General features: G+C 57.5%; 16 protein-coding genes and 1 tRNA gene. 7 read left to right on the top strand and 10 right to left on the bottom strand.

Annotated features, from left to right (window positions below):
• The first annotated feature begins 13 nt into the window (after positions 1-13).
• Positions 14-586, top strand: a complete 573-nt coding sequence (locus AS136_RS01705; protein ID WP_023323252.1) for a DUF1349 domain-containing protein — start codon at positions 14-16, stop codon at positions 584-586.
• 3 nt (positions 587-589) lie between these two features.
• On the opposite strand, the gene AS136_RS01700 is transcribed toward AS136_RS01705, so the two are convergent.
• Both AS136_RS01700 and AS136_RS01695 read right to left on the bottom strand, forming a co-directional pair.
• The gene (locus AS136_RS01700) at positions 590-865 is read right to left on the bottom strand and encodes a hypothetical protein (RefSeq protein WP_008806400.1); all 276 of its coding nucleotides are present in this window, start codon (positions 863-865) and stop codon (positions 590-592) included.
• Positions 866-1,034: 169 nt separating this feature from the next.
• Entirely contained in the window at positions 1,035-1,934 is a 900-nt protein-coding gene (locus AS136_RS01695) for a LysR family transcriptional regulator (protein ID WP_012540606.1), read from the bottom strand.
• A 138-nt stretch (positions 1,935-2,072) separates the two neighbouring features.
• Here AS136_RS01695 and AS136_RS01690 point away from each other — a divergent pair, with 138 nt between their 5' ends.
• Genes AS136_RS01690 through AS136_RS01675 form a run of 4 tightly spaced genes read left to right on the top strand, consistent with a single transcriptional unit; the run spans position 2,073 to position 4,823 of the window.
• Entirely contained in the window at positions 2,073-2,381 is a 309-nt protein-coding gene (locus AS136_RS01690; RefSeq protein ID WP_004151785.1) for a superoxide dismutase, read from the top strand.
• Positions 2,382-2,383: 2 nt separating this feature from the next.
• Positions 2,384-2,947, top strand: a complete 564-nt coding sequence (locus tag AS136_RS01685) for an NAD(P)H-dependent oxidoreductase (protein ID WP_023323253.1) — start codon at positions 2,384-2,386, stop codon at positions 2,945-2,947.
• A 20-nt stretch (positions 2,948-2,967) separates the two neighbouring features.
• Entirely contained in the window at positions 2,968-3,987 is a 1,020-nt protein-coding gene (locus AS136_RS01680; protein WP_023323254.1) for an aldo/keto reductase, read from the top strand.
• Positions 3,988-4,019: 32 nt separating this feature from the next.
• Positions 4,020-4,823 carry a carboxymuconolactone decarboxylase family protein gene (locus AS136_RS01675; RefSeq protein WP_023323255.1) on the top strand — a complete coding sequence of 268 codons (804 nt, stop codon included), beginning with the start codon at positions 4,020-4,022 and terminating at the stop codon, positions 4,821-4,823.
• 360 nt (positions 4,824-5,183) lie between these two features.
• Here the strand turns inward: AS136_RS01675 and AS136_RS01670 are convergent, their stop codons facing one another.
• Complete coding sequence (locus AS136_RS01670; protein ID WP_008806405.1) at positions 5,184-6,113, bottom strand: LysR family transcriptional regulator; 930 nt, start codon at positions 6,111-6,113, stop codon at positions 5,184-5,186.
• A 129-nt stretch (positions 6,114-6,242) separates the two neighbouring features.
• On the opposite strand from AS136_RS01670, the gene AS136_RS01665 reads away from it, so the two are divergent.
• Positions 6,243-7,631 carry an MFS transporter gene (locus tag AS136_RS01665; protein WP_016161796.1) on the top strand — a complete coding sequence of 463 codons (1,389 nt, stop codon included), beginning with the start codon at positions 6,243-6,245 and terminating at the stop codon, positions 7,629-7,631.
• A 167-nt stretch (positions 7,632-7,798) separates the two neighbouring features.
• Here AS136_RS01665 and AS136_RS01660 read toward each other — a convergent pair.
• Positions 7,799-7,872 (bottom strand) — tRNA-Gly (locus AS136_RS01660).
• 80 nt (positions 7,873-7,952) lie between these two features.
• A complete protein-coding gene (actS, locus tag AS136_RS01655; protein ID WP_063266648.1) occupies positions 7,953-8,666 on the bottom strand; it encodes an amidase activator ActS in 714 nt (237 codons plus the stop codon).
• A 313-nt stretch (positions 8,667-8,979) separates the two neighbouring features.
• Here actS and idi point away from each other — a divergent pair, with 313 nt between their 5' ends.
• Positions 8,980-9,534 (top strand): isopentenyl-diphosphate Delta-isomerase, encoded by a 555-nt coding sequence (idi, locus tag AS136_RS01650; protein ID WP_008806421.1) that lies wholly within the window; start codon positions 8,980-8,982, stop codon positions 9,532-9,534.
• Positions 9,535-9,764: 230 nt separating this feature from the next.
• Here the strand turns inward: idi and lysS are convergent, their stop codons facing one another.
• The 5 genes from lysS to xerD form a co-directional block, all read right to left on the bottom strand.
• Positions 9,765-11,282, bottom strand: coding sequence for a lysine--tRNA ligase (lysS, locus tag AS136_RS01645; protein ID WP_008806422.1), 1,518 nt, complete (start codon positions 11,280-11,282; stop codon positions 9,765-9,767).
• Between the two features lie 9 nt (positions 11,283-11,291).
• Positions 11,292-12,390, bottom strand: a protein-coding gene (gene prfB / locus AS136_RS01640; protein ID WP_012540595.1) for a peptide chain release factor 2 whose coding sequence is annotated in 2 segments (ribosomal slippage) — positions 11,292-12,314 and positions 12,316-12,390 — 1,098 coding nt in all. Because the reading frame shifts where the segments join, the coding sequence is not laid out codon by codon here.
• An 85-nt stretch (positions 12,391-12,475) separates the two neighbouring features.
• A complete protein-coding gene (gene recJ / locus AS136_RS01635) occupies positions 12,476-14,209 on the bottom strand; it encodes a single-stranded-DNA-specific exonuclease RecJ (protein ID WP_008806424.1) in 1,734 nt (577 codons plus the stop codon).
• 5 nt (positions 14,210-14,214) lie between these two features.
• Positions 14,215-14,928: a bifunctional protein-disulfide isomerase/oxidoreductase DsbC gene (gene dsbC, locus AS136_RS01630; protein WP_008806425.1), complete on the bottom strand. Its 714-nt coding sequence runs from the start codon at positions 14,926-14,928 to the stop codon at positions 14,215-14,217.
• A 22-nt stretch (positions 14,929-14,950) separates the two neighbouring features.
• The gene (gene xerD / locus AS136_RS01625) at positions 14,951-15,847 is read right to left on the bottom strand and encodes a site-specific tyrosine recombinase XerD (RefSeq protein WP_008806426.1); all 897 of its coding nucleotides are present in this window, start codon (positions 15,845-15,847) and stop codon (positions 14,951-14,953) included.
• Positions 15,848-15,884: the final 37 nt, after the last annotated feature.

The raw sequence follows: 15,884 nt of genomic DNA, 5'->3' as shown, positions 1-15,884 counted from the left end.
TCCCGGAGGAAAAATGCAGCCGTCCTTTCACTGGATCAATGAACCTGCCGAGTGGCGCCGCGATACCGACGGCCTGACGGTGGTCACCGATAAGCATACCGACTTCTGGCGCCATACCTGGTATGGCTTCGAGCGTTTCTCTGGGCATCTTTATGCTACTGAGGTGGAAGGTGATTTTACCCTGCAGGCAAAAATATGTGCCGATTTCACCACGCTTTACGACCAGGCTGGACTAATGATGATGGCGGACGAGCAGACCTGGCTGAAGGCGGGGATTGAATTCAATGACGATGCCCCGGCCATCGGCAGCGTACTGACGCTAACCCACTCCGACTGGGCCACCGGGCTTTTTCCCGGCGACCCGCGCACCTTCTGGCTGCGGCTGACCCGCAAGGGCGATGCGTTAAGGCTGCAGTATTCGACCGACGGCGAGCGCTGGCCGCTGCTGCGGCTCGGCTACTTTCCGCCAGGCCCGGTGAAAGCGGGCGTCATGTGCTGCTCACCGGAGCGCGCGGGACTGGCGGTTGAGTTTCAGGATATCCAGCTTTCCCCGCCATCAGACAAAGCGCTGCACGATCTGAGCTGAACGCTAGCGGGAAGACCCGACTTTCTCTGCATCCTGGGGCCCGGGATTACAGGGTTCGCGGGTGCCGGGCAGGTAAAAATGGCCGTGCTTATCGGGATCGGTGCCGCCCGGGCACCCTGCCCGACCCGAGGAATTATCGCTATCGCCGCCGTTCGAACCGTTGCCGCCGTCGGCGCCAGCTATTACCGACTGCCCGTTATGGCCACCGTGAACGCCCTGCGCTGCACTGGCCGAAAACGCCACCAGCGCGAACATACAGACCATGAAGCGTCTGCCCATTGCTGCCTCTCCCTTATTGATATTCCCCGTCCATCGCGTTGACGATGGGATGAGCCGTTGCACGGCAAAATGCACCGCGATAAAAACGCGTTATCCGCAGGGAGTATAGGGTTAAGGCTGAGAGAAAGACAGGGCCGGTGCCTTCAGACATTTCGCACGCAAATAACCTCTATTCCGCGGTATGCGCTATCAGAAAATCAATCAGGGCTTTCACCCTTTTCGTTCTGCCCGCGTTTTTCGGGTAATAGAGATAAACCGGCGGATAGGTTTTCCAGTAGTCCTCCATCACCGGTAGAAACTGTTCACGATCGGGCTGTAGCCGCCAGATGGGTTCAAACAAGCGGCCAATCCCCAGTCCATGGCGGATACCGTCGGCCATGACGTCAATATCATTGCTGATTAACTGCCCCGGCATCTCGACGGTGAGTTGCTCGCCGTGGTCATTGAGGATCAGCGGCAGGATGCGGTTGTTGGTAATAAAGCGATAGCCAATCAGCCGGTGATGGTTGAGATCGGCGGGTACCGCAGGCACGCCATATTCGGCCAGATAGGCTGAGGAGGCATATAACCCTTCCCGAAACGGCTTCATTAACGGGCGGGCGACCACTCCGCCTTCGAGAATATCGCCAAAGCGGATCCCCAGGTCGAATCGTTCTTCAATAATATTGACGGTACCGTCATAGACCGATATTTCCAGCTGGATCCCCGGATATTGCTGACAAAATGCCGCCATCGCCGGTTTCAAAATAAGCAGGTAGGCAAAGCGCGAGAGGGTTATTCTCACTGCTCCGGAGGGTTCCTGATTCTGGTCGCGGAGGCTCTCCAGCGATGTTTCCAGAACCTCCACCGCCGCCGCAGTCTGCTCCAGCAGCTGTTGCCCGGTTTCTGTCAGCTCGATTCGCCGGGTAGTGCGCACAAAAAGCGGATGACCAATGTGCTCTTCCAGCAGCTTGAGCGCGTTGCTGACCGACGGCGGCGTGATTTCTAATTTCCTTGCGGCGGCCGAGATAGTGCCTTCGCGCGCAATGCTCTGAAAAATGCGTATCTGATTATAAAGCGCGTTATTCATAGCATCTCCTTAAGCCAACCTCGCCTGATTATTAAGTACAGGCTAAATATTCTTAAGTCAATGACCGCCTAATCTTCGCCATCAGGGGCTCGTATACTTTTGTCTCTTCCCGCTGATAACGACTTTCCGGAGACAACGATGCGAATTTTATGTCTGGATATCCCCGCGCCCGGCGCGACGCTGGAACACTATGCGCCGCACCTTACCGCGGAAGCCCTGCATGCCTGGGGACTGTATAAGTCTGGCTTTATCCGCGACATCTATTTCCGTCAGGACCGACCCGGCGTCGCTATTTTCCTCGAATGCGACACCGTGGAAGAGGCGAATAACGTCATGGCCGAATTTCCGCTGGCAAAAGCGGGTTTATTAACCTTCGAGTGTATTCCACTCGGCTCGTTTATTAGCTGGGAAAACCTCTTTTCTGCCGAATTTAAACATCAGGAGTAACGATGGAAAGGCCTCATATCCTTATCGTTTCCGGGCATCCGGATCTCAACCATTCCATCGCCAACGCCACCATTCTCGACGAGGTAGAGACCGCCCTGCCCGACGCGGAAATCCGTCGTCTGGACTGGCTCTATCCGCACGGCAAATTCAACATCAGCGCAGAGCAGGAAAGCCTGCTGAAGGCCGATGTGATTGTCTGGCAGTTTCCTTTTTCCTGGTATGGGCTGCCCGGGTTAATGAAACAATGGCTGGACGAGGTCTTTGTTCACGGCTTCGCGCATGGCTCAACGGCGAAACTGGGCGGTAAAAAACTGCTTCTCTCTTTCACCACCGGTGCGCCGCAGGCGCTCTACACCACTGACGGTTTCTTTGGCCACGCCATTGAAGAGTACCTCCTTCCTTTCGAGACCACGGCCAGGCTGTGCAATCTTGAGCTGCTGGCGCCAGTTTATACCTGCGGCATCAGCTACGCCGACCGGGATGCCGACAAAATCGCCCAGCAAAAGGCGCGTGCCCGGGAGCACGCGGCCAGACTGATCGCGCAGCTGAAAACTCTGGTGGAATAACCCAAAGGGAGAAAATAACGATGCAGTATACCCGGCTCGGTAAAAGTGACTTACTGGTCTCCCGCATCTGCATGGGATGTATGGGGTTTGGCGATCCGTTGACGGGCCAGCATCGCTGGACGCTGGACGAAACAGCCAGCCGGGACATCATTCGCTACGGCCTCGAAAAGGGCATCAATTTTTACGATACCGCCATCGCCTATCAGAACGGCTCCAGTGAGCGGTACGTTGGCCGGGCGCTGCGGGAGATGGCAAAACGCGAGGAGGTGGTGCTGGCCACCAAGTTTCTGCCACGAACCGCTGCCCAGATAGCCGAGGGGATCAGCGGAAAAGAGGCGATAGCCCGCTCGCTCGACCAGAGTCTGCGAAACCTCGGGATGGACTACATCGACCTCTACATCTACCACATCTGGGATCACAACACCCCGGTTATCGACGTGCTGGAGGCGCTGCACACCGCCGTGACCGCCGGCAAGGTGCGCGCGATTGGCATTTCCAATTGCTATGCCTGGCAGCTGGCGAAGGCGAACGCCCTTGCTGAACGCGAAGGGCTGACGCCCTTTGTCTCCATGCAAAGCCATTACAACCTGATTATGCGTGAAGACGAACGAGAACTCTTCGGGCTGTGCGCAGAAGATAATATCGCCATGACCCCCTATAGCGCGCTGGCCAGCGGCCGTCTCTCGCGTTTAGAAGGCTACACGCGGCGAGCGGTGGAAGATGATTATGCCCGGGGGAAATACGACGGCACGGCAGAGCAGGATCGGATCATTATTGCCCGCGTCGCCGAACTTGCCGAACGGCATCAGGTCTCCATGACCGAAATCTCGCTGGCCTGGCTGCTGACTAAAGTCACCGCCCCGGTGGTCGGCGCCACGCAAAAGCACCATGTTGACGGTGCGGTCAGCGCTGTGGCCCTTCAACTGAGCCCGGAAGAAATCCGTTATCTGGAAGAAGCCTATCAGCCGCACGTTCTCACAGGCGTGATGGCGCAAAACACGCCGCAAGCCAAAGACCATCCTCAGGTGTGGACGCGGTAACCCTCTGTCCTGTTCAGCAGGGAGAATAAAACATGAAAAACGTGATTGCCGCGGCAGCCTTGTCGCTTGTGCTGTCTGATTTTACTTATGCCAACGAACAAAGAGATGAAGCTATGATGAAAATTCCCCCCTCCACCCTTGTGGACGCTGATATTCACGCGGTCTCACCGGCGCTGGCGCGCTTCGGCCGCGAGGCCATCAGCAACGACCTCTGGCAACGTGACGCCCTGTCCACCCGCGACCGCAGCATCGTGACCGTAGCCATGCTGATTGCCCGCAACCAGCCAGGCGAGCTGAAGCACTATATTGAAGTCGCTCTCGATAGCGGCGTGACGCCAGCGGAAGTATCAGAGATCATTACCCATCTGGCGTTCTACTCAGGTTGGCCCAATGCAATGTCAGCCGTCAGCGTGACCAAAGCGATCTTTGCAGCCCGCGACATCACGGCAGAGGCCCTGCCCGCCGCCTCGCCAACGCTGCTGCCACTCAATGAACAGGTAGAGAAACAGCGTGCAGAGACCGTGGAGAAAAATGTCGGCCCCATTTCGCCTGGCCTGGTTAAATTTACCGCCGACCCGCTGTTTCTCGACCTCTGGCAACGGCCCGCGCTTACGCCCCGCGACAGAAGTCTGGTGACGGTCAGCGCGTTAATCGCCGCCGGACAGAGCGCGCAGATTGGCTACCACCTGAACAGAGCTATGGATAATGGGCTTTCGGCTGAAGAGGCCGGAGAAGTGGTCGCCCAGGCGGCGTTCTACGCGGGATGGCCAAATGCGTTTACCGCCGCCCCGGTGGTCGGCGAGGTATTGCGAGCGCGCGAGAGCAAAGCTGAATAAAAAAGAATAAAGGACAGGGAAGCTGTCCTTTATTTATCGTTAACTGTTAATTTAAAGGTACCACGAGGGCTTTCGATTAGGTCTCGCGGAAAGAACATAAACGGTCTATCGAAGTATGGAGACTTCGATAGTGAGTCTGTTCACATCGCTCATTGAGAAAATTTCCGTTCCGTATGCCGTCATGAGTCTCATCCTTTGAAAGCAGCGATCGCTGTAGCGAGACGGTAGCGCGGACATGTCTATTTGGTCAGAGATGGGCATCTCAATTTAGTTACTACACCGCTACTTCGTTTGATTTTTTATCTTAAATATCAGTAGTTTGAACTATTCATTTAATATAAATTGATGTTATAGCAATCGCTATACAGGCTCCTTAGTCATGACTGACCTCCCCACACCGCATATCGCAAGAATTTGCTCTCTCAGCCAGCGGTGACCGGGGTCGCGTTCCATTCTTGGGTGCCACATCTGCGATACCGTAATACGACGGCTTTTGAACGGCAGCTCGAAAACGTGTACCTGATCCGTTACCTGCTGATTGAGTAAATAGAGTGCGGGTATCATGGCGATAAGATCCGATTCCAGCGCCACGGACAGGGCTGTCGGAAATCCCGGTACGACGCTCGCAATTTTACGTTTTGTCCCCAGTTCGGCCAGCGCATCGTCGACGGATCCGTGCAACGCGCCATCGGGTGACGCTACCACATGGCCCCAGGCGACATAATCACCCACGCCTATTTCTGCCTGCTTAGCCAGCGGGTGCCCTTTACGCACGACGCCAACAAACCGATCCTCAAACAGTCGTTGCAGCCGTATTTCTGGCCCCATATTACTCTGAACGCCAATCTCCAGATCAACCAGCCCTTCCCGAAGATAGCGCGACGTTTTTTCCGGCTTAGGCGCGAAGCGTATACAGACATCCGGCGCGGCGTCGGCAACCGCTGCTATGAGCGCAGGCCCAAACGCCACCACAAAGCCATCGTTTGCCCTGATGGTAAAAAGACGCGCCAGACTTCTCGCGCAGAACGTTTCCGTTGAGGGCTGCAATACTGCCCTGGCCTCGTGCACTGCACGCCTGGCGCGATCCCGGGTCGCTTCGGCCCACGGGGTCAGTACCATGTTACGCCCGGCGCGCACCAGGATCGGGTCTCCTGTGACATCGCGTAACCTGCTTAATGTCCGGCTCATGGCCGAGGTGCTGAGGTTCAGACGACGTGCCGCACCTGCGACACTCGCTTCACTCAGCAATATGTCGAGTGCTACCAGCAAATTAAAATCGGGATCAGACATTATCCTTCCTCCCAGTACATTAAGATAAGGCGTTTGATGCAACAATAAAGTGAAAGTAGTGCGCCTTCCGCCCAGTAAAAGCCATCTTTATAGTTTTGTCATCCATACACTCTTCTCAGAGGACAAATGATGACGCTCTTTTCCAGCCAACCCGGCGACGAAGGACTGCCTGGCCCGGCGCGTGCACGGGTGATGGCCGCAATAATGACCACCACCTTAATGGGCGTGTTTGATGGCACCATGATCAACATTGCCCTGCCCTCAATGGCTCAGGAGATGCAGGTACCTGCCAGTATTGCCGTCTGGTTCGCCAACGGGTATCTGCTGGCGGCTGCGATGACGCTGGCGATATTCGCGGCGCTTGCGGCCCGTCTGGGTTATCGCCCCGTATTTCTGGCGGGCCTGACGACCTTTACCCTGACATCACTGGGTTGCGCGCTGGCGAATAAGCCCGAAGTGCTTATTGGTATGCGCGTGCTTCAGGGGATCGGCGGCGCGGCGACGCTGAGTATTGCCCCCGCAATACTCAGGTCCGTATTTCCCGGACGATTACTTGGCCGCATTCTGGGGTTCCATGCCCTGCTCATTGCCTCCAGCTCCGCTATCGGCCCGGTATTGGGCGGTACGATCCTTCACACCCTGAGCTGGCAATGGCTGTTTGCGATAAACGTTCTTCCCGGCACCCTCGCCTTACTGCTGGCGGTCAGAGCGCTGCCGCGGGATGCGATCCGTATGCAGGCGCCCTTCGACACCCTGGGCGCCATATTGTCGGCGCTGCTGTTGGGTTCGACGATCATGGCGGCGAACAGCCTACAGAACGCTACTTCTCAATTCGGCAGCCTTTGCTGGATGGCTCTCGCTGCGCTGAGCGGCATGGCTTTTATCTGGCAAATCCGCCGCACGGATCATCCCTTACTGCCGCCGACCATGTTTAAAAATGAACGTTTTACCCTCGCGGCCTTCACGTCGATGGTTGCTTTTGTCAGCCAGGGGATCACCTTTATTGCGCTACCCTTCCTGTTTCAGAGCGAATACGGCTACAGTCCGGTAGTGTCTGCCCTGCTGTTTACGCCGTGGCCGTTAGGGATCGTGCTGATTGCGCCGCATGCAGGCCGTTGGGCGGACACGATATCAGCCCCGGCGATATCCACCCTGGGGCTGGTGATTTTTGTCATCGGTTTGATCCTGCTGGCGACGTTACCCGCCGGCCCTTCAATGTGGGATATCTGCCTGCGAAGTCTGGTGTGCGGAATAGGGTTTGGCTGCTTTCAGAGTCCCAATAACCGGGAAATGCTCTCAAACGTTATTCGTGAGCACGCGAGTTATGCGTCCGGTGTTTTATCCATTATGCGCACTTTCGGGCAGTGCCTGGGAGCCGCCGCCGTAGCCGTTCTGCTGGCAGCAGATGAAAGGTCAATTCATGTTGCGCTGTGGAGCGCTGCCGCGGCCTCTGCGGTATCGGTCATCGTCAGCGCGAGCCGGTTGCGTAAAATTACTCATCCTGCGGAAACAGGATAAATGCGAAAATATCACTAAACGCGACTACTCCAGCGCCAGCAGCGCAAAACGCTGATCCCGCAACCAAAGTGGAGTCCTCCGTCGGAGTTCAATAGACTGACAGAAAGCTATAACCGCTGATTTATCAAGGGAGAAGTGAGTTTAGAAGACGTCAGGAGACTGGAGTTTGGAGCGGGCGAAGGGAATCGAACCCTCGTATAGAGCTTGGGAAGCTCTCGTTCTACCATTGAACTACGCCCGCGAAGAGGTGCGAGAAGCATTATAGCCCTTACGCACCCTGTGACAAGCCTGCCAGATGCTGACTGGCGATAAAATAACCTTTTAGCACTTAGGTTTACTGCCCTGCGGCGGCAGATAGCGCAGCGGATCGATGGCCGTGGCCCGATAGCGGATCTGGAAATGCAGGCGCACAGAGTCGGCATCCGTACTGCCCATGGTGGCAATTTGCTGGCCGGCCTTCACGCTCTGGCCATTATTCACCATCAGCTTATCGTTGTGGGCGTAGGCGGTGATGTAATCCTCGCTGTGCTTAATCATGATCAGGTTGCCATAGCCGCGCAGCTGGTTGCCGACATACACCACCTTGCCCGCCCCGGCGGCATACACCGGCTGCCCGCGGGTCCCGGCAATATCAATGCCCTTATTGCCGCCATCGGCGGTGGAATAAGGCAGGACCACTTTGCCACTGGTCGGCCAGCGCCAGCAGCGCTGTCCCACCGGCGGCCAGGAGGATTGAGGTACCGCAGATGAAGGGGTGGCCGCCGCAGTGCGCGTAGAGGAAGATTTTTTCTTCGTCGTCTTTGACGCGCCGCTGCCGTTGAGCTTCAGCTTCTGCCCCACCTCAATGGTGTAAGGCGGCGAGATGTTATTCAGACGAGCCAGATCGCGAACGCTGGTGCCGGTGGTGCGCGAGATGCCGTACAGGGTATCGCCACGTTTGACGGTATAGGTGGCACCGGAGTCGGAGGTGCTGGAGCAACCGGCCAGCACCAGGCTTGTCGCCAGCATCAGTGTCATATAAAAGCGTTTCATCATCAGGCATCCTGCACTTAACACAACCACTTACCTCGCAATCAGGGCGAATATCATACCAGCCCGCGGCGCAGGGCGTCATCCCTGAAGGCTAACAGATGACCCTCTGGCATCACGTTCGGCCAGCGACGAAAAGATTCACGTTCATACCGCACGTCGTGGAGGGCACGCCCCGCAGTCCCAGGCTGCCGCTCGCAGACCAGCCTCCAGGGCTTGTTTTGGTAATGCCTTTCTCCCATTTATGGGCTACCCTAGTGGCCTGAGTACATGACCCGGCGGGTTTGTGCCGGGTCATTTTTTATTTTCAGGAGTCGTCATGGCCGGGGAACACGTCATTTTACTGGATGAGCAGGATCAACCTGCCGGTATGCTGGAGAAGTATGCCGCCCACACGCTTGATACCCCTTTGCATCTCGCGTTTTCCTGCTGGTTGTTTAATCAGCAGGGTCAGTTTCTGGTCACCCGTCGTTCGCTGGGCAAAAAAGCCTGGCCCGGGGTGTGGACCAACTCGGTCTGCGGACACCCCCAGCAGGGCGAGACCTTCGAGCAGGCCGTCACACGCCGCTGTCGTTTCGAGCTCGGCGTGGAGATCGCCGATATCGCGCCGGTTCACCCGGCCTTCCGCTACCGGGCGGTCGCCCCTAACGGCATTGTTGAGAACGAAGTGTGCCCGGTGTATGCCGCACGCGTGGTCAGCCAAGTGCAGCCTAACGACGATGAAGTCATGGATTATCAGTGGGTTGACCTGGAAACGATGTTAAGCGCGCTGGCCGCCACGCCGTGGGCGTTTAGCCCGTGGATGGTACTGGAAGCGGAAAACCAGGACGCCCGCCAGGCGCTGATCGATTTCGTTGCGCGTCTGCGCGGGTAAGCTGACTATTCTCCAGGCCAGGCGCAGCCCTGTGCCTGTCATTAATGCCTGGCGGCGCTACGCTTGCACAGGCCTACGGTTCTGCGCCATTGCGTAGCCCGGATAAGGCATTTACGCCGCTATCCGGGATCCCCCGGCTTGCGCTGCGCCGGGCTACGTCAGGCTTCGGCCCTCATATCAGACATAAAAAAACCCGGCAAGCCGGGTTTTTTGTATTTCGCTAAGGGCGATTATTTCTGCGGACGCATCGCCGGGAACAGGATCACGTCGCGGATGGTGTGGCTGTTAGTGAACAGCATGACCATACGGTCGATACCGATACCCAGACCAGCGGTCGGCGGCAGGCCGTGTTCCAGCGCTGTGACGTAGTCTTCGTCGTAGAACATCGCTTCGTCGTCGCCGGCGGCTTTCGCATCAACCTGATCCTGGAATCGCTGCGCCTGATCTTCAGCGTCGTTCAGCTCGCTAAAGCCGTTACCGATTTCACGGCCGCCGATAAAGAACTCGAAACGGTCGGTGATTTCCGGATTCACGTCGTTACGGCGCGCCAGCGGAGAAACTTCCGCCGGGTATTCGGTGATGAAGGTCGGCTGAATCAGATGCGCTTCCGCCACTTCTTCGAAGATCTCGGTCACGATACGGCCCAGACCCCAGCTCTTCTCAACTTTTATGCCGATGGACTCAGCGATCGCTTTCGCGGAATCGAAGTTATCCAGATCCGCCATCTCGGTTTCCGGACGGTATTTCTTGATCGCTTCGCGCATGGTCAGTTTTTCAAACGGCTTGCCGAAGTCGAACACCTGGTCGCCGTAAGGCACTTCAGTGTTGCCGAGGATGTCCTGCGCCAGGGTGCGGAACAGGGATTCGGTCAGCTCGATCAGATCTTTGTAATCCGCGTATGCCATATAGAGTTCCATCATGGTGAACTCTGGGTTATGACGAACGGAGATCCCTTCGTTACGGAAGTTACGGTTGATCTCGAAGACGCGTTCGAAGCCGCCAACCACCAGACGCTTGAGGTACAGTTCCGGCGCGATACGCAGGTACATGTCCAGATCCAGCGCATTGTGATGGGTGATGAACGGACGCGCGGAAGCGCCGCCCGGGATCACCTGCATCATCGGGGTTTCCACTTCCATAAAGCCGCGGCCAACCATGAACTGACGAATACCCGCCAGGATCTGCGAACGCACTTTGAAAGTGTTGCGAGATTCATCGTTGGAGATCAGATCGAGGTAACGCTGACGATAGCGCGCTTCCTGATCCTGCAGGCCGTGGAATTTGTCCGGCAGCGGACGCAGGGCTTTGGTCAGCAGACGCAGCTCGGTGCAGTGGATGGACAGCTCGCCGGTTTTAGTCTTGAACAGCTTACCGCGGGCGGCGATGATGTCGCCAAGATCCCATTTTTTGAACTGGTCGTTATAAACGCCTTCCGCCAGGTCATCACGCGCGACGTATAGCTGAATGCGGCCGCCAACGTCCTGCAGGGTAACGAAAGACGCTTTACCCATAATACGACGGGTCATCATGCGGCCAGCAACGGCCACTTCAACGTTCAGCGCTTCCAGCTCTTCGTTTTCTTTCGCATCGAAGTCAGCGTGCAGTTGGTCAGAGGTATGGTCACGACGGAAATCGTTCGGGAAAGCGACGCCCTGCTCACGCAGCGCGGCCAGCTTCTCACGGCGGGTTTTCAGTTCATTATTAAGGTCAATTGCCGCGTCAGCGCCCTGTGCTTGTTGTTCAGACATGTTGGTTCCTCATAACCCTGCTTTCAAACTTGCTTCGATAAATTGGTCCAGGCTGCCGTCGAGCACCGCCTGAGTGTTGCGGGTTTCCACCCCGGTACGCAGATCTTTAATACGCGAGTCGTCCAGCACGTAAGAGCGGATCTGGCTGCCCCAGCCGATGTCGGACTTGTTGTCTTCCATCGCCTGCTTCTCGGCATTTTTCTTCTGCATTTCCAGCTCATAAAGCTTCGCTTTCATCTGCTTCATGGCCTGGTCTTTGTTCTTGTGCTGCGAACGGTCGTTCTGGCACTGTGTCACCAACCCGGTCGGAATGTGGGTAATACGCACCGCGGATTCCGTACGGTTAACGTGCTGTCCACCGGCGCCGGATGCGCGATAAACGTCGATACGCAGATCGGCCGGGTTAATTTCGATATCGATATCGTCATCCACTTCCGGATAAACGAACGCCGAGCTAAAGGAGGTATGACGACGGCCACCGGAATCGAACGGGCTCTTACGCACCAGGCGGTGAACGCCGGTTTCCGTACGCAGCCAGCCGTAGGCGTAATCGCCAATGATTTTGATGGTCACGGATTTAATGCCCGCAACTTCACCTTCGGATTCTTCGATGATTTCGGTCTTAAAGCCGCGGGCTTCCGCCCAGCGCAGGTACATGCGCATCAGCATGCTGGCCCAGTCCTGGGCTTCGGTGCCGCCGGAACCGGCCTGAATATCGAGGTAGCAGTCGGCGCTGTCGTATTCGCCGGAGAACATGCGGCGGAACTCAAGCTGCGCCAGCTTCTCTTCCAGCCCGTCCAGCTCAGCAACCGCTTCGTTGAAGGTCTCTTCGTCTTCGGCTTCAACCGCCAGCTCCAGCAGACCAGCCACGTCTTCCAGCCCCTGGGACATCTGATCCAGGGTATCCACAATGGCTTCCAGAGAAGAACGCTCTTTACCCAGCGCCTGGGCGCGTTCAGGTTCGTTCCAGACGTCCGGCTGTTCCAGCTCGGCGTTTACTTCTTCGAGACGCTCTTTCTTGGCATCGTAGTCAAAGATACCCCCTAAGAACGTCGGAGCGCTCCGTGAGGTCCTGAATGCGGTTTTTTACCGGATTTATTTCAAACATGGTCGGTTTCTTTTAATGGATTTGTCAAAATGCGGTGATAAGAGCGGAATTCTACCGGATTCGCGCCCTTATTCATACACTGTTGTCAATTTGGCCAGAGGTGATCGATGATCAGCTGCAGGCTGCGGTTGCCGCGGAACTCGTTGATGTCGAGCTTGTAGGCTAACTGCACTTCGCGCACGCCGTTGTCCGGCCAAATGGAAGTATCAACGTTGAAAGCAATACCGTCCAGCAGCGGGCCGCCGCCAACCGGTTCGACCATCACTTTCAGGTGACGCTCGCCCACCAGCCGCTGCTGCAGCAGGCGAAAACGGCCATCAAACAACGGTTCCGGGAACATCTGCCCCCATGGTCCGGCATCGCGCAGCATCTGCGCCACTTCCATGCTCATCTCCGTCGCCGCCAGCGGGCCGTCGGAGACCACCTCGCCCTGCAATAATGCGGGATCCAGCCACTCAGTCACCAGTTCGCCGAAGCGCTGTTGAAACTCCTCAAAGCGCGCCTCTTCCAGCGATAAACCCGCCGCCATCGCATGGCCGCCGAACTTCAGGATCAGTCCCGGATAGAGCGTATCCAGGCGCTCCAGCGCATCGCGCATGTGCAGCCCCTGAATAGAGCGGCCGGAACCTTTCAGCGTGCCGTCGCCGGTCGGCGCAAAAGCGATAACCGGGCGATGGAAGCGCTCCTTAATGCGTGATGCCAGAATGCCGACCACCCCCTGATGCCACTGCGGATGGTACATCGCCAGCCCGCCAGGCAGGGTGTCGCTGCTGCGTTCCAGTTGCTGACACAGGGTCAACGCTTCGGCCTGCATCCCCTGTTCAATCTCTTTACGCGTCTGGTTGAGCGCATCAAGCTCATTGGCTAACACGCGCGCTTCGCCGATGTTATCGCACAGCAGCAGCGCCACGCCGACGGACATATCATCCAGCCGCCCCGCCGCATTGAGGCGCGGCCCAAGGGCGAAACCGAGGTCGCTGGCCGCCAGTTTTTGCGGGTCGCGATTGGCAATTTCCAGCAGCGCTTTAATGCCTGGCCGACATTTGCCGGCGCGAATGCGGCTTAACCCCTGCCAGGTCAGGATGCGGTTGTTGGCATCCAGCGGCACGACGTCCGCGACGGTGCCCAGCGCCACCAGATCCAGCAGCTCAGCCAGGTTCGGCGCGGCTATGCCGCGGGCGTCGAACCAGCCTTTATCGCGCAGGAAAGTACGCAGCGCCAGCATCAGATAAAACGCCACCCCCACCCCGGCCAGTGATTTCGACGGGAAGTCACAATCGCGCAGGTTAGGGTTAACGATGGCCTCGGCCGCCGGTAGCGTCTCGCCCGGCAGGTGGTGATCGGTCACCAGCACCGGAATGCCCAACGCATGGGCGTGATCGACACCGGCATGTGACGAAATGCCGTTATCAACGGTCATGATCATCTGCGCGCCGCGGGCGTGCGCCTGATCGACCACTTCCGGGCTTAAACCGTAGCCGTCTTCAAAACGGTTGGGCACAAGATAGGAGACGTTACCGTAGCCCAGCGCGCGTAGCGCCAGCACGCTAAGGGCGGTACTGGTGGCGCCGTCGGCATCAAAATCGCCGACCACCACAATATGTAACCCTTTCTCGAAAGCCTCATGCAGCATTTCAACCGCTTTTTCAACGCCGGTGAGCTGCGTCCACGGCAGCATGCCTTTGACGCTGCGCTCCAGCTCCTGCGCGCTGCGCACGCCGCGGCTGGCATACAGCCGCTGCAGCAGCGGCGGCAGGTCGGCGGGGAGATCGACGCCGTCAACCGCCTCACGGCGGCGTAGTTGTATCTGTTGTTTCACGCGAATCAGTTACCGCTTGTCTGTTTTTTATGCTCGTCGAGGAACGCTTTCAGCTCTTTCGGCCCCTGATAGCCCGGCAACACCATACCGTTGCTGAGAACCATCGCCGGGGTGCCGTTGACGCCCATCTGCACGCCGAGGGTGTAATGTTTGGCGATATCCACATTGCAGCTTGCCGGCTGTACGCCTTTGCCGTTCATGGCGTCATCCAGCGCTTTGTTGCGATCTTTCGCACACCAGATGGCCTTCATGTCCTGCTCGGCCTGGCTCTGCAGCCCCTGGCGCGGGAAGGCCAGATAGCGCACGGTAATGCCCAGCGCGTTGTAGTCGCTCATCTGCTCGTGCAGTTTATGGCAGTAGCCGCAGGTGATGTCGGTAAAGACGGTAATGACGTGCTGCTCCTTCGGCGCTTTATAGACAATCATCTCGTTGCTCAGCGCGTTCAGCTTACCGACCAGCAACTGGTTGGTGACGTTGACCGGCTGCGCGCCGCTCACATCGTACATCGGCCCCTGGATGATGTGTTTGCCATCGTCGGTAACGTACAGCACGCCGCTGTCGGTCAGCACCGTGCTCATCCCGGAAACCGGCGACGGTTGAATATCGGTACTCTGCACACCCAGCTTCGCCAGCGACTGTTTGATCGCCGCGCTATCGGCATGCGCCGCGCCGGAAAGCGAGGCTGCCAGCAGAGTGAACATCAATAAACCTTTTTTCATACTCAGTCCTTTTGTTCAGCACTCACGCCCGCGGGTGGTGCTGTTGATGAAGTTGTCGCAGACGCTCGGTCGCCACGTGGGTGTAGATCTGCGTGGTGGAGAGATCGCTGTGTCCTAACAGCATCTGCACCACGCGCAGGTCGGCGCCGTGATTGAGCAAATGCGTGGCGAAGGCATGGCGTAATACGTGCGGGGAGAGTTTCGCGCTGTCGATCCCCGCCAGGACGGCATAGTGTTTAATGCGGTGCCAGAAGGTCTGACGCGTCATCTGCTGTGCGCGCTGGCTGGGAAATAAGACATCCGACGCCACGCCATTCAGTAGCCACGGGCGACCATATTCGAGGTAATTTTCTACCCACATTACCGCCTCTTCGCCCAGCGGCACCAGCCGTTCTTTGTTGCCTTTACCAATGACCCGCAACACGCCCTGACGCAGGCTGATATCGCTCATCGTCAGGCCAACCAGTTCCGAGACGCGCAGGCCGGTGGCATACAGCACTTCCAGCATCGCCTTATCGCGTAACTCCAGCGGCTGCTCCACCAGCGGCGCCTGCAGCAGACGTTCAACCTGCGCCTCGCTGAGATCCTTCGGCAACCGCTGCGGCAGCTTCGGCGAAGCCAGCAGCGCGCTGGGATCGTCCGGGCGAATTTTTTCCCGGTACAGATGCTGGAAGAACCGGCGCACGGCGCTGAGCAGACGTGCGGTGCTCGTTGCTTTGTAGCCGCCGGTTTGCCGCTCGGCCAGCAGCGCCTGCAGATCGTCGCTGCCGACGCTGGCCAGCGACAGGCCGCGATGGTGCAGCCACTCGACTAACATCGTCAGATCGCGACGGTAAGCGCTGAGCGTATTCTCCGCCAGATTCCGCTCCAGCCAAAGGGCATCGAGAAACTGTTCGATTTGTGCCAGATCCTGTTTCACATCGGCCTCTTTGTTCGTTATACGGTCTCATTATGCC

The organism is Klebsiella sp. D5A (genome assembly GCF_001620885.1).
GTDB lineage: Bacteria > Pseudomonadota > Gammaproteobacteria > Enterobacterales > Enterobacteriaceae > Klebsiella > Klebsiella variicola.
The sequence above is the reverse complement of the archived record's forward strand: the minus strand, read 5'-3'. Positions and strand labels throughout refer to the sequence as shown.

Coding starts and splice junctions, on each gene's coding strand:
- AS136_RS01705 (WP_023323252.1), top strand. CDS start 14: ATGCAGCCGTCCTTTCACTGGATCAATGAACCTGCCGAGTGGCGCCGC.
- AS136_RS01700 (WP_008806400.1), bottom strand. CDS start 865: ATGGGCAGACGCTTCATGGTCTGTATGTTCGCGCTGGTGGCGTTTTCG.
- AS136_RS01695 (WP_012540606.1), bottom strand. CDS start 1,934: ATGAATAACGCGCTTTATAATCAGATACGCATTTTTCAGAGCATTGCG.
- AS136_RS01690 (WP_004151785.1), top strand. CDS start 2,073: ATGCGAATTTTATGTCTGGATATCCCCGCGCCCGGCGCGACGCTGGAA.
- AS136_RS01685 (WP_023323253.1), top strand. CDS start 2,384: ATGGAAAGGCCTCATATCCTTATCGTTTCCGGGCATCCGGATCTCAAC.
- AS136_RS01680 (WP_023323254.1), top strand. CDS start 2,968: ATGCAGTATACCCGGCTCGGTAAAAGTGACTTACTGGTCTCCCGCATC.
- AS136_RS01675 (WP_023323255.1), top strand. CDS start 4,020: ATGAAAAACGTGATTGCCGCGGCAGCCTTGTCGCTTGTGCTGTCTGAT.
- AS136_RS01670 (WP_008806405.1), bottom strand. CDS start 6,113: ATGTCTGATCCCGATTTTAATTTGCTGGTAGCACTCGACATATTGCTG.
- AS136_RS01665 (WP_016161796.1), top strand. CDS start 6,243: ATGACGCTCTTTTCCAGCCAACCCGGCGACGAAGGACTGCCTGGCCCG.
- actS (WP_063266648.1), bottom strand. CDS start 8,666: ATGATGAAACGCTTTTATATGACACTGATGCTGGCGACAAGCCTGGTG.
- idi (WP_008806421.1), top strand. CDS start 8,980: ATGGCCGGGGAACACGTCATTTTACTGGATGAGCAGGATCAACCTGCC.
- lysS (WP_008806422.1), bottom strand. CDS start 11,282: ATGTCTGAACAACAAGCACAGGGCGCTGACGCGGCAATTGACCTTAAT.
- dsbC (WP_008806425.1), bottom strand. CDS start 14,928: ATGAAAAAAGGTTTATTGATGTTCACTCTGCTGGCAGCCTCGCTTTCC.